Annotated in this window: 10 protein-coding genes and 1 pseudogene; 6 read left to right on the forward strand and 5 right to left on the reverse strand. The window is 57.2% G+C overall.

Features of this window, described 5'->3' with window-relative positions; genetic code table 11:
• Positions 1 to 1,261: 1,261 nt before the first annotated feature.
• A pseudogene (locus M1E04_RS01590) lies at positions 1,262 to 1,575 on the forward strand (electron transfer flavoprotein subunit beta); the annotation flags it as partial.
• A gap of 29 nt (positions 1,576 to 1,604) precedes the next feature.
• Here the strand turns inward: M1E04_RS01590 and M1E04_RS01595 are convergent.
• Both M1E04_RS01595 and gbcA read right to left on the reverse strand, forming a co-directional pair.
• Complete coding sequence (locus M1E04_RS01595) at positions 1,605 to 2,156, reverse strand: hypothetical protein (protein ID WP_456292278.1); 552 nt, start codon at positions 2,154 to 2,156, stop codon at positions 1,605 to 1,607.
• A 902-nt stretch (positions 2,157 to 3,058) separates the two neighbouring features.
• The gene (gene gbcA, locus M1E04_RS01600; RefSeq protein ID WP_410930432.1) at positions 3,059 to 4,357 is read right to left on the reverse strand and encodes a glycine-betaine demethylase subunit GbcA; all 1,299 of its coding nucleotides are present in this window, start codon (positions 4,355 to 4,357) and stop codon (positions 3,059 to 3,061) included.
• Positions 4,358 to 4,686: 329 nt separating this feature from the next.
• Here gbcA and gbcB point away from each other — a divergent pair, with 329 nt between their 5' ends.
• On the forward strand, positions 4,687 to 5,787 hold the full coding sequence (gene gbcB / locus M1E04_RS01605) for a glycine-betaine demethylase subunit GbcB (RefSeq protein WP_065991259.1): 1,101 nt from the start codon (positions 4,687 to 4,689) through the stop codon (positions 5,785 to 5,787).
• Between the two features lie 75 nt (positions 5,788 to 5,862).
• On the opposite strand, the gene M1E04_RS01610 is transcribed toward gbcB, so the two are convergent.
• Complete coding sequence (locus M1E04_RS01610; protein ID WP_410935247.1) at positions 5,863 to 7,488, reverse strand: methyl-accepting chemotaxis protein; 1,626 nt, start codon at positions 7,486 to 7,488, stop codon at positions 5,863 to 5,865.
• Positions 7,489 to 7,803: 315 nt separating this feature from the next.
• Here M1E04_RS01610 and M1E04_RS01615 point away from each other — a divergent pair, with 315 nt between their 5' ends.
• A complete protein-coding gene (locus M1E04_RS01615; protein WP_065991261.1) occupies positions 7,804 to 8,037 on the forward strand; it encodes a hypothetical protein in 234 nt (77 codons plus the stop codon).
• Entirely contained in the window at positions 8,034 to 8,336 is a 303-nt protein-coding gene (locus M1E04_RS01620) for a cell division protein ZapA (protein WP_065991262.1), read from the forward strand. Before M1E04_RS01615 ends, M1E04_RS01620 begins: the two co-directional genes overlap by 4 nt.
• A 67-nt stretch (positions 8,337 to 8,403) precedes the next feature.
• Here the strand turns inward: M1E04_RS01620 and M1E04_RS01625 are convergent, their stop codons facing one another.
• The gene (locus M1E04_RS01625; protein ID WP_456292279.1) at positions 8,404 to 9,444 is read right to left on the reverse strand and encodes a threonine aldolase family protein; all 1,041 of its coding nucleotides are present in this window, start codon (positions 9,442 to 9,444) and stop codon (positions 8,404 to 8,406) included.
• Positions 9,445 to 9,543: 99 nt separating this feature from the next.
• Between M1E04_RS01625 and M1E04_RS01630 the strand changes: the two genes are divergently transcribed.
• On the forward strand, positions 9,544 to 10,287 hold the full coding sequence (locus M1E04_RS01630) for a TraX family protein (protein ID WP_456292280.1): 744 nt from the start codon (positions 9,544 to 9,546) through the stop codon (positions 10,285 to 10,287).
• 269 nt (positions 10,288 to 10,556) lie between these two features.
• The gene (gene alaC / locus M1E04_RS01635; protein ID WP_192134988.1) at positions 10,557 to 11,774 is read left to right on the forward strand and encodes an alanine transaminase; all 1,218 of its coding nucleotides are present in this window, start codon (positions 10,557 to 10,559) and stop codon (positions 11,772 to 11,774) included.
• A 57-nt stretch (positions 11,775 to 11,831) separates the two neighbouring features.
• Here alaC and M1E04_RS01640 read toward each other — a convergent pair whose 3' ends face one another.
• Entirely contained in the window at positions 11,832 to 12,299 is a 468-nt protein-coding gene (locus M1E04_RS01640; RefSeq protein ID WP_192134986.1) for a hypothetical protein, read from the reverse strand.
• Positions 12,300 to 12,310 lie beyond the last annotated feature (11 nt).

Below are 12,310 nucleotides of genomic sequence, written 5' to 3' on the forward strand. Positions count from 1 at the left end.
GGGCGTCACCGGTTGAACCGCCGGAAATGAGCCTTAAATCTGAGATGTGTAATTCACGCATGTTATATTTTCCTCTTTTTTTGACCGATGATAATTGCGGTTATCGTTTTCATACTTGGTTTTTCGATGACGCTCTCGATATTTCTTTTATTTGAGATGAAGAATAATCTGATAAAGATGCATCCAGTTATTGTTGCAGGCAAACCAACTAAAAATGTTGATCTCCAGTTTGCATCGGGCAGTTGATGTAAATTGCTTAGAAATGCAGTTGCAAATATTGCCTGAAATATAAGCTGAGCGCTGGTCCCCATACTGCCTCCGGGCTGATGTTCAGGTGTTCAAGGTAGAGTGGGGTCATAATCCGCTATCAGGATTTGGTGTTCAATCCGTCATCTGTAGGGGATCTAAAGCGGATATCTCCTCTACGTTACGCCCGAGATAGAGTCGTCCAAGGGCTGCACCCTAAAAAGTCGTAATAAACTGATACAACGTTTTCATCGCGCTCGAATCTTGATGTTCTTGCTTTTGATGACTCACCGCAGCCGATAACCTAAATCCATGTGATGCTCGATAGCCTGCCAAATTGCCTTCCATTCCCAAAAAGCGGCTGATTTCGGTAGCTCGGGAAAATGAAAAAGATGTGGTAGGGGAGCGCGAATCTCCGGTAGGTCGCTGACCTATCACGTCTACTAGCTACGCACAGCGAATGGCGGCGTTAAGCTTATCCACAGACCTTTTTGGAACGTCAGTCAGCCTGTGGTTGCGCCTTCTGATCGTTCGCTGCTGGTCACCCCGGATCTCTACAACACTGTTCTGGCGGCATTCGAGCCGTTTAATTCAACGCATACGGCCTACACGGCTTATGGCGCACAACTCAGGGATGCGGCGCAGGTCAGCCGCTCGCGCTTCAATGGCTAGGTATGTCGTTGTGGGAAAAGCTAGCTCCCCTATTGCCTGGGTGATCCGTTCAACCACGTTGATCCTCCTGGGCGGACGCCTGATGGCTGTAGCCTCTACTGACGATTGGCCTTCACACTTTCACAATCGCCGCCACCGTCATAGCAGCCGCTGTTGCTGGGCCGCCGGTCGGGGCCGCTCTGGCGGCCGCACGGATGACATTGACCGGTTCAGTCTCGCAATCGTCGCGTCTCGTTGACGCTCGCCGGTGTCAGAGAGGCGCGCTACGTCGCCCATGTGGGCACTGCGATCTCGGCTTTGGGAGCCGTAACCCGGGCTGGATTGGGTGTTCAGAGTCTGATCGCCGTTTCTGGCGACTGTGGATAACTCTGCACCGAAACCTCGTCAGAGCGCTTACGGCCCGGCGCAGCGCGGTTTGCTGGATGTTGAAGAGATTGAAGTGGTATCGACGAAGTGTTCACCGACGCTGAGCTGACGCCTGCCAAGCCACGGCCCAAGCGCTTGAAGGTCATCAAAGCCAAGAGCGGCGCTGATCGAATGAAGGCGGCGACGGCGAAAGCGAGCGGAGGCGGTGGGCAGGTTCTCAAGGGAGTGACTGCTCAGGAGGGGGCTGCTGCGATTTTGAAGTTGCTGGTGGAGGAGGGGGTGGTGCGTTGAACCGGACTGTCAGCATTGGAAAAGGCGTCCTAAGTGGCGCCTTCTTCGCTTGAAGGTGATTGCTCGGGCAACCGGCTTTCAACTGCTTGCTCCACAGATGGCGCATCAATGATCGCTACGTCGAAGACCTGCTCTATGACCTGTCGAGGTCCTTGTTTGAGGCTCCACGTGAAGAACACCAAGCACCCAACCAACAGGATGAAACATCCTGAGCCAACGACGCTTTGAGACACACCTGACCAGAATCCAGGTCTGAATGATCGAATCTCGTAATTCGCCTTAGCCGTATAAAGCTCCTCAAGCTCTTTTGCTTCATTGGCGAGCGACGTTTCCAGAAAGCTGACTGCCAACTGGGCGGCCTGGCTTCTGTAAACATCCAGCTGCGAAGCATCGTTGCTGATGTCATGGAAAGCCGTTAGATCGGAGTCTTTCGGATCCTCTCCGTGCTTCGCCATGAACGCTTGGATGTACTCGATTTTCTGCCGCTTGTAGCTCGAGTAAGCAAGCTTGCCCAGAATGTCGCTCTCGTCCGCGACCAGTTTCTTATAGATGTAGTTGTAGCCTCCTCTCGCCATGGTCATCAGGTCCGCTGCATTTTTGCGTAGGCGGAGGCGAATGCGCTTTTAATCTCCTGAAGCGTTCTGGGTCTGTAGGTCACGATACCCAGCAGCTCCCGAGGAAGGCTGGTAGGCCGACCGCGTTGTTGTATGAGCTGAGCGTTTGCCCGCTGAACAACCTGCTCAGAAAACCGGACTCTTGACGTCATTTTTAGCCACTCCGAATCGATGATGGGCGGGAGTCTACCGCTCCGAGAAAGATGTGAATGTCAGACGCGTCTGATTCGGTTTGTAGTAATACTGCATTACCCACAATCGCTGTTGATCCGCCTGTGGATAAACTGTTCGGACATTGCTACAGGCCTTGTTTAGTATGGCTCACAGCTGGGTGGTCAATTTTTGATCAGCCTATCTCACGGATTCTTAAGGGATTTTTCCACAAGCTGGAGTCTGCGGAGCCTGTTCTTACCCACATTCTCTGTGAGCGGGGGTGTGGATAACATGTTCGTGATCCACTGAATCCCTTGCAGTACTTGGCTTGTAGGGTTTTGGTCAATATTTAACCAATGATGGTCATCCAGCGCCGCTCTAGGTCCCTTGCTATCGTTCTTTAGCCCATTTAATGCTTTTCCACAGCAGCCGGCAGACTTACACACATAGGCTGTTGGCGCTTCTGTGGATAACATGTTCGCGGTCGGGGTTTAACCCCTGAATCCGGTCGGTTGAGCGATATGATCAAAAAATGATCATTTTTTTTTTGGCTAGCTATCAAAGCAGCCTGGACTGCATGCGGAGACGGCTAGCCTCACACCGATTCCCGTCACCCACCGAAAACGCAACGCGGGCAAGCGCGCTTCTACAGCACGAATGTCTGTAGAAGCGCGGTTGCCCGCGAAGGTGTCAGTTCAAATCCGACAGGTAATTCCCTACTCGTGGTTAACCGCCACACCTTTCAAATATGAAGCAGGCTCGGCGCCCATGTTTTCCAGTAATTTGGCGCTGTACCAGTCGATGAAGTTCACCACGCCGAACTCGTACGTTTTCGAATACGGCCCCGGCTGGTAAGCGACGGAGTTAATCCCGCGCTGGTTTTCTTCGGCCAGGCGGCGGTCCTGGTCGTTGGTGGCGTCCCAGACTTCACGCAGGCGAGCGACATCGTAGTCCACGCCCTCGACAGCATCCTTGTGGACGAGCCACTTGGTGGTGACCAGGGTTTCCTGTGCGCTGACCGGCCACACGGTGAACACAATCACGTGGTCGCCCATGCAGTGGTTCCACGAGTGGGGAAGGTGCAGGATGCGCATCGAGCCCAGGTCCGGGTTCTGGATGCGCCCCATCAGTTTCTTGCTGCCTTGCTTGCCATCCATCGTCATCGAGACGGTGCCTTTGAGCAGCGGCATGCGCACGATGCGGTTGCGCAGGCCAAAGCTGGCGTGGGCGAACGGGATTTTTTCGGCCTCCCAGGCGGCGGCGGAGGCTGCAACGTGGTCCTTGAAGGCCTGGTCGGCGCGCGGGTCGGTGACGTCGTCCCACTCCAGCAAGGTGTTTAGCAGTTCGGGGTGCGACGCATTGCAGTGGTAGCACTCGCGGTTGTTCTCCAGCACCAGCTTCCAGTTGGCTTTTTCGACCAGGGTGGTTTGCACCGCCACCTTGGTGTTCTCCATATCGTACGGCTCCATGTAGTGATTCAGCGTCTGCAGAAACGCGTCGATGGCGGGAGGGTTGCTGGCCATGCTGATGAAAATGTAACCGCCCGCCACTTTGCAGTGCACAGGCTTGAGGCCGAACGCCTTCATGTCGAAGTCCGCACCCATCTCGGTGCCCGCGTACAGCAGGCGACCGTCGAGTTCGTACGTCCACTGGTGGTATGGACAAACCAGCTTGGCGACCTTGCCTTTTTCCTTGGTGCACAGGCGAGAACCGCGGTGGCGGCAGACGTTGTGGAACGCATTGATCGAGCCGTCCGGTCCGCGCACGACCAGGATCGGGTTCTTGCCGATCTGCAGGGTGAGGAAGTTACCTTTGGCCGGCACTTCACAGCTCATGCCTGCGATCAGCCACTCTTTCTGAAAGATTTCCTGCATGTCGATTTCAAACAGCCGCTCATCGCTGTAGAAAGGCTGCGGCAGCGAGTAAGTGCGCTCGCGGGTGTGCAGCATCTCGGCAGTCGCCTTGCGCGCAGGTTCCAGCGGATCGCCCAAGCTCAGAGTTGCGGTGACGTCCATCTTTCAAGTCCTCAGGCCGCGCTTTGCGCAGTCTACGAATGTGGCTGATACGGTGGGTGTGTAGCGAAGCGCGCGAGGCGGCAGTGATTTCTGACGCCCAGGCCGATGGATAAAGAATCTGTAATGAATTGATGGCGAGTGTGGAGCCGGGCGCGACCTGAACCTTATCCATGGGCGACATGGCCGAATCCGTTTCCGACGGCCCGACCCCTATAGACCGGGGCTGGTCGCCATAAGTATGTGAATGTCGCTGATAGGTAAATAGGCGGCTCGCGCGTTACGCAGAATCGCCACCATGAGAGGCCGACCGTCGGCCGTGGAGAGTGTGTATGTCCCAGAGTTTCCTCAGCCCGGTCAACACCCAGACGTGGGCCAACGGCCGCCATCTGGTGCGGGTCGTCAAAGTGATCCAGGAAACCTGGGACGTACGCACGTTCTGCTTCATGGCCGACCAGCCGATTCTGTTCTTCTTCAAGCCCGGTCAGTTCGTCACCCTGGAGCTGGAAATCGACGGCGTGCCGATCATGCGCTCCTACACCATCTCCAGTTCGCCTTCGGTGCCCTATAGCTTTTCTATCACCATCAAGCGTGTGCCCGGCGGCAAGGTGTCAAACTGGCTGCACGACACGCTGCACGAAGGCCAGGAGCTGGCGGTGCACGGGCCGGTGGGGCTGTTCAACGCCATCGACTTTCCGAATCCGAAAATCCTCTACCTCAGCGGCGGCGTCGGCATCACGCCGGTCATGTCCATGGCACGCTGGTACTACGACACCAACGCCAACGTCGACATGGTCTTCGTGCACAGTTCGCGCTCGCCAAAAGACATCATCTACCACCGCGAGTTGGAGCAGATGGCGTCGCGAATCAATAATTTCGCCCTGCACATCGTCTGTGAAAAGCACGGGTTGGGTGAGCCGTGGGCAGGTTATCGCGGTTATCTGAACCAGAAGATGCTCGAACTGATGGCCCCGGATTTCATGGAGCGGGAGGTGTTCTGCTGCGGGCCGACGCCGTACATGAGTGCGGTCAAGCGGTTGCTTGAAGCCAACGGTTTCAACATGGCGCAGTACCATGAAGAATCCTTTGGCGCGACGCCACCGGAAGCCCGCGCCGACGCCGTGGAGCATGCCGAACAGGCCGCCGATGCGCCGGATCTGGATGTCGCTGAATTGAATCAGGTTGAATTCACCGACACCGGCAAGAGTATCCGCGTCGCGCCGGGCGAAACCGTCCATGCGGCGGCTGCCAAGCTTGGCCTGATGATTCCCAAGGCATGCGGCATGGGCATCTGCGGTACGTGCAAGGTGATGAAGCTAAGCGGGGAGGTCGAGATGGAACACAACGGCGGCATCACCGATGACGACGTGGACGAAGGCTACATCCTGGCGTGCTGCAGCGTGCCGAAGGGGGATGTCCGGATTGAGTATTGAGGCCTGACGCCGTCCTCAAACGCTCTCCGCGGCCTAAAGAGCCGACTCGGTGTGGAGTCGGCGCTTTAACGTCGGTTAAACCTTGAAGCGCGCAACCATCCCGTTCAAATCCACGGCCAGGCGCGACAGCTCGTTGCTCGCTGCGCTGGTCTGGTTGGCACCTGTAGCAGATTGAGTCGACAGGTCGCGGATGTTGACCAGGTTGCGGTCCACTTCCCGAGCGACCTGGGCCTGCTCTTCCGCCGCGCTGGCGATCACCAGGTTGCGTTCATTGATTTCCACAACGGCGCTGTTGATAGTGTCCAGCGCAAGGCCTGCGCCTTTGGCGATGTTCAGGGTGGACTCGGCGCGTTCAGTGCTGCTGCGCATGGAGTTCACAGCCTGCTCGGTACCGCCCTGGATGCTGCCGATCATGCGCTCGATTTCGCTGGTCGACTGCTGAGTGCGGTGGGCGAGGGCGCGGACTTCATCGGCCACTACCGCAAACCCGCGACCCGCTTCACCCGCACGGGCCGCTTCGATGGCGGCATTGAGGGCCAACAGGTTGGTCTGGTCCGCCAGACCGCGGATCACATCCAGCACTTTGCCGATGTCACGGGATTCGTCCGCCAGGTTACCGATCAACGTGGAGGTGCTCTGCACATCAGTGCTCATGCGTTCGATGGCGGTGACGGTTTCCTGCACCAGATCACGGCCATCGCTGGCGGACGTCGTAGCGTTCTTCGACGCTTCCGAGGTGCTCACAGCGTTGCGTGCGACTTCTTCCACGGCGCTGGTCATTTGGTTGACCGCAGTGGCGGCCTGTTCGATTTCGTCGTTTTGCTTGGAGAGGCCGAGCGCGCTTTCGTCGGTGACAGCGTTCAGCTCTTCGGCGGCCGAAGCGAGCTGGGTTGCCGAACCGGAAATACGCTGCAGGGTGTCGCGCAGCTTGGACTGCATCTTCAGCATCGCGGCCAGCAAACGGCCTGCTTCGTCGGTTCCGTCCACGTTGATGGTGCGCGTCAGATCGCCTTCGGCAATGTCTTCAGCGGCGTTCAGTGCCGAAGCGATAGGTCGGGTGATGCTGTTGGTGAGCAACCAGGCGAACAACACGGTCAGCACAGTGGCAATGATCAGTAGCGTGACGACCATCGTGAACGCGCTCGAATACTGTTGAGTGGCCGTCGCACTGGCTTCATTGACCTGTTGGGTATTCATCTCAATCAGCTTGGCGAGCACCACGTTCATCTGGTCTGAGTTGGTCTGCAGATCGGCGCTGAGCAAACGGGTCAGCTCGGTCATGTCGTTGGCCTGACTCAGCGTCTTCATACGGCTTTCAAGCTGGCGGTAGTCGTTGAGCAACTTGACGTACTGGTCGTAGGCCGACTGCTCTTCGGGCGCGGAAATCATCTTGGCGTAGATTGTCCGGGCGTCGTCGATCTGCTTGTTGCGCATGGCAAACAATTCAGTGGTTTTCTGCAGCGTGTCGGGGTCGCGGTTCAGCATTAGGCGATAGGACAGAACACGCAGGCGGATGCTGCCTTCGGTCAATTTATCCAGCGCCTTGATGCTCGGCATGCTTTTGGTGGCCATGGCGACGTTGGCGTTGTTGATTTTGTTCATTTGCGAGAGAGCGAACACGCCCAGAATCAGCATCAGGAGGCCGATGACGGCAAATCCGAGAAAAGCGCGGGGCGCTATATTCAAATTACGTAGGGACATTACGGTTCCAGAGAGGCCGCGATCCATGCGAGGCGAAAGTGAGAAGGGACAGAGATGCACGGTTTATCGGTCGTCTTTACGGGGACTTGATCCCGTTGCTCTGCGCTGCGCGGTTATGTCGCAGTCGATGACCTGACGAGCAGCAGGAACAAGATCGCAAAAATGGAGTCAATCAGGGCCGCTATGCGTTTGCGGAATAGAGTTGTAGAGATGCTTGTTGGTCGGTGTAGTGGCATGAATGCCCTGATTTCACTGGTAGCTAAAGTGACTTTTCTTTATCGTACGCGCCCTTTGAAATTTGCCTGAGATATCAAAATGTTGGAAGCATCCCTAAGCCAGTTGGAAAAGCTCGTCAGTGACCTGGTACAGCACAATCAGGAGCTGCAGAACACGAACGCACAACTCGCCGAAGAGTTGAAACAAGCCAGGGATGACAACGACAGTCTGCAGTTGAGCCTGATGGAGCAGGAAGAGAAACAGGGTGCAACGGCTGCGCGTATTCAGGCGTTGGTCGATCGCGCCACCAGCGTCAGCGCGGTTGACGCATGATCACCGATCAGGACGGCGCCAAGGTTATTTCCATCCTTGGCAACGACTACACGATCAAGGCACCTGCCGGCCAAGAGCAGACTTTGATGGACGCTGTGTCGATGCTGAAATCAGCACTGTTCGAAACCAAGCGCAGTTACCCGACGCTGATCGGCGACCGCTTGCTGGTGCTGGCGGCGTTGAACCTGTGTTCAAAGCAGATCGAACTCAAGCAACAACACGCCGAAGCGCTGAGCCGTTATGAAGACAAGGTCAGCGCGACGGTCGAGGTGATCGAGAAGGTGATTGCTCAGGGGTGAGGCTCCGGTGCAGCCCATCCGCTGACTGCTGATGGGCTGCAACCTGCCGGTGACGGGCCAGCTGTTTTCAGCTTCCCATCACCAGCCGGATATCCGCTGCCAGCTCCCTTACGCGGGCTTCTTCGGTGTCCCACGAACACATGAAGCGCGCGCCACCGACGCCGATGAAGGTGTAGAAGCGCCAGCCTCGTGCGGTCAGCGCAGCAATGGCCGCTTCCGATAATTGCAGGAAAACGCCGTTGGCCTGCACGGGGAACATCAATTCCACCCCGGGAATATCCTTGACCAGATCCGCCAGCAACTGCGCGCAGCTATTCGCGTGGCGTGCGTGCTTGAGCCAGGCGTCGTTTTCCAGCAAACCTACCCACGGTGCCGACAGAAAACGCATCTTCGAGGCGAGTTGCCCGGCCTGTTTGCAGCGGTAGTCGAAGTCTTCGGCGAGCTTGTGATTGAAGAACAGGATCGCCTCGCCCACTGCCATGCCGTTTTTGGTGCCGCCGAAGCACAGCACATCAACGCCGGCTTTCCAGGTCAGCTCCGCAGGCGAGCAACCCAGGAATGCGCAGGCATTGGCGAAGCGGGCGCCGTCCATGTGCAGGTTCAGGCCCAGCTCCTTGCAGGTCTCGCTGATGGCCTTGAGCTCTTGCGGCTGATACACGCTGCCCACTTCCGTGGCTTGGGTCAGCGTGACCACTCGGGGTTTCGGATAATGGATGTCGGCGCGTTTGAGCGCGACTTCACGAATGGACGCGGGTGTCAGCTTGCCGTTCTCGCTGCATGCGGTCAGCAGTTTGGAGCCGTTGGAGAAGAACTCCGGCGCGCCGCATTCGTCGGTTTCGACGTGGGCGGTTTCCGAGCAAATGACGCTGTGGTAACTCTGGCAGAGGGATGACAGCGCCAGGGAGTTGGCCGCTGTGCCGTTGAAGGCGAAGAACACCTCGCAGTCTGTTTCGAACAACTGACGGAATTGATCGGCCGCGCGCGCTGTCCACTGGTCGTCGCCATAGGCACGCTGGTGCCCGTGGTTGGCTTGATCCATGGCCGCCCACGCCTCCGGGCAGATTCCCGAATAGTTGTCGCTGGCAAACTGCTGGCTTTGGTCTGACATGGCCGGTTCCCTGTAATCGAAGCCTGCGACTGTAACCAAAGTTGATCGGTTTGGTCATGCATTCTTGCGTCGGAAAATTCAGCCAGGCAGCGAAGCAATATGACCGAAACGAAATCAGTGACCTTACCCGCGCGTGATCGCGCGCTGGACCTGCTCAAGTGGCTGGCGATGCTGAGCATGGTGATGGACCACCTGCGCTATGTCGGCTGGCACGCCAATTGGCTGTACGTACCGGGGCGCCTGGCATTCCCTTGGTTCTGCCTGGCGATCGCGGTGAACGTCGTGCGCACTGGCCGGCGCGAAGTGGACTCGTCGATCAAGTGGAAATATTTGGCCTGGCTGGCCGTGTTTTCTGTGATCGCGGAGCTGCCCTATCGGATTTACATGGCGGGTGAGGTCACGACGCTCAATGTATTGCCGACGCTGGCGCTGGGTTTGCTGGTTGCACAGGGCGGGATGAGTCGGTCATGGCCGGCGCGGCTGCTGGGGATCGCTGCCCTGGTTATCGGTGTGCTGTTTGGACCGCAGTTGATGTTCGGCATGTATGGGGTGTTGCTGCCGCTGGCGTTTGTGCTCGTGTTGCGGACCTCGTTATGGCTGGCGATTGTGCCGGGGATTGTCTGCTTGTTGAGCAACGAGTGGCCGAAAATCATCGATGGCATGCTGTGGGGCGACCCGATTTCCATCGGCGCCTTGACGGCCTGTCTGCTGGCACCGCTGTTGGGGTTAGCGATTGTTCGCGGGCGCCCGACATTCGGGATGTGGCCGATGCGGCGGTGGGCGTACCCGATTTATCCGGTGCATTTTTTGCTGCTCTTCGGGCTGCGGCAGATCATCGGATGACAATGGTTTGGAGGACATTTACGCAGCGTGTGCGCCCTGGGCTTTATGTCCTGACCTCCGACGCCTTCCCGGCTAAAGCCGGTCCTACTGTCGAACTCGGTGTATTAGTCGGACCGGCTTCAGCCGGGAAGAGGCCCGTGTGAGCACCATCAGTTTCTCGGTGTCGCTCTAGACAAACCGCCGTCACCGCCCGTATCTTCCGCCTCAGGCCACCGCAGTGGCCAGCGTCGCTCGGACGGTTCCGGGCGCTTACGTCTTCAGAGGTTTCCATGGCAGACCAAGGTTCGCTGCGCCGCTTTGCGCGCATCGATCGACTCCCCCCTTACGTGTTCAACATCACCGCCGAGCTGAAAATGGCTGCGCGTCGTCGTGGTGAGGACATCATCGACCTGAGCATGGGCAACCCCGACGGGGCAACGCCGCCGCACATTGTCGAGAAACTGGTCACCGTCGCCCAACGTGAAGACACTCACGGCTACTCGACTTCGCGTGGCATCCCGCGCCTGCGTCGGGCGATTTCCAGCTGGTATAAAAAACGCTACGACGTCGACATCGACCCAGAAGATGAAGCCATCGTCACCATCGGCTCCAAGGAAGGCCTGGCGCACTTGATGCTCGCCACGCTGGATCAGGGCGACACCGTCCTGGTGCCGAACCCCAGTTACCCGATTCACATCTACGGTGCCGTGATCGCCGGCGCCCAGGTGCGCTCCGTGCCACTGGTGCCGGGCGTGGACTTCTTCGCCGAGCTGGAGAAAGCCATTCGCGGCTCGATCCCCAAACCGAAGATGATGATTCTGGGTTTCCCGTCCAACCCGACCGCTCAATGCGTCGAGCTGGATTTTTTCGAGCGCGTCGTTGCCCTTGCCAAACAGTACGACGTGCTGGTGGTTCACGACCTGGCCTACGCCGATATCGTGTACGACGGCTGGAAAGCCCCGTCGATCATGCAGGTCCCAGGCGCCAAGGACATTGCGGTGGAGTTTTTCACCCTGTCCAAGAGCTACAACATGGCCGGCTGGCGGATCGGCTTTATGGTCGGCAACCCCGAGCTGGTCAACGCCCTGGCGCGGATCAAGAGCTACCACGACTACGGCACGTTCACGCCGCTGCAAGTCGCCGCCATCGCTGCGCTGGAAGGCGATCAACAGTGCGTGCTCGACATCGCCGAGCAGTACCGCCAGCGTCGTAACGTGCTGGTCAAAGGCCTGCACGAACTGGGCTGGATGGTCGAAAACCCGAAAGCGTCGATGTACGTCTGGGCCAAGATTCCCGAGGCTTATGCGCACCTGGGGTCACTTGAGTTCGCGAAGAAACTGCTGGCCGAAGCCAAAGTCTGCGTGTCGCCTGGCGTCGGTTTTGGTGAATATGGCGACGACCATGTGCGCTTTGCGCTTATCGAGAATCAGGACCGTATCCGTCAGGCTATACGCGGTATTCGCGGGATGTTCAGGGCGGATGGACTGCTGCCTGCGAAGTTACTCTGATTCAATTATCAAACTCTCCCTTGCAGTAGCAGGGGAGAGCTTAGGTTTTGCAAGCGTTTACAATTCATCGGTGACTCGTCGATCCTGTGAGGGCGGACGAAATGACACTCGCGGTTTGTTCTGATCCTCCACGGCCTCAACCAGAAGCTCAACCGTTGCCTCGTCTGCGAGCTCATCAAAAACAACATTTTTATTGAAGACTTTGAACGTGTTCAAAAAGTCAATGCGAATGTAGTCGTTGGCCTGAACCTTAAAGTAATAACCGTTGGTGATGAGATCCAGCGCTGGATCTGTTTTTTTGGTTATCTTTTCCTGGCCTCCGGGTGTGGTGGCGTAGAATCCTACAGCGACTTCCTGCATATCCGTGTCGTAGTCGAACACTCTGTATAAGACCACTTGATCGCCTCCAGAGGGTATCCAGCGGTACCAGTCACCGGGATAAACATAGAACATTGCTTCATTGATTGGAATGGGTCCCGCTGTTAGCTTTATATACTGTTTTTCAACGTTATTTGTGTCAGTCATGTCGTCAGTCC

The organism is Pseudomonas sp. AK106 (assembly GCF_053903055.1).